The sequence below is a fragment of the Oleiphilus sp. HI0066 genome, from assembly GCF_001635725.1.
The window spans coordinates 1-853 of the sequence record NZ_LWFH01000017.1 but is presented as its reverse complement, the minus strand read 5'-3'; the positions used below and the strand labels follow the sequence as shown (position 1 = coordinate 853).

The 853-nt window shown below is 47.2% G+C and carries 1 protein-coding gene; it reads left to right on the top strand.

The window, feature by feature from the left end; translation table 11 throughout:
* On the top strand, positions 1-841 hold an 841-nt coding region (trxB, locus tag A3738_RS00655; RefSeq protein ID WP_068763262.1), incomplete at its 5' end, for a thioredoxin-disulfide reductase.
* Between the last annotated feature and the right edge of the window lie 12 nt (positions 842-853).

The window sequence follows — 853 nt, the reverse complement described above, 5'->3', positions numbered from 1 at the left end:
CCAAGCGGGCGGCCAATTAACCCAAACGACTGAAGTAGATAACTGGCCTGGTGATGTGGAAGGCTTGCAAGGTCCGGACTTAATGGCACGCATGCAAGCTCACGCCGAGCGTTTTGATACCGAGATTGTGTTTGACCACATCAACAAAGCTGATTTGAGTCAAAAACCATTTCGCCTTAGCGGTGATTCAGGCGAATACACCTGTGATGCATTGATTATTGCGACAGGCGCATCTGCTCAATATCTTGGCCTCGAATCAGAAGAAGCATTTTCTGGCCGTGGTGTCAGTGCATGTGCAACCTGTGATGGTTTCTTCTATCGCAATCAAACGGTATGTGTTGTTGGTGGCGGTAATACAGCTGTAGAAGAGGCTCTCTATCTTTCTAATATCGCGAAAGAAGTAATTTTGATTCACCGTCGTGACACCTTGCGCTCAGAAAAGATATTGCAAGACAAGATTCGCGACAAAGCTGAGAATGGCAATATTCGTTTCGAATGGAACCATACTCTTGATGAAGTTCTTGGTGATGATGCTGGCGTTACCGGCGTTCGTATCAAGTCAACGGAAACAGGCGAAACCAAAGAAATCGATCTAACCGGCGTATTCATCGCGATTGGACACAAACCAAACACAGATCTATTCGACGGTCAGCTTGAAATGGACAATGGCTACCTCACTATTAAGTCTGGCCTTAATGGCGGCGTTACAGCTACGAGCATTCCTGGCGTATTCGCTGCCGGCGATGTGACCGACCAAGTATATCGTCAAGCTATTACGTCTGCTGGCTTCGGCTGTATGGCAGCACTTGATGCTGAAAAGTATCTGGACGATCTCGAGTAAGTTAGGTCCGTT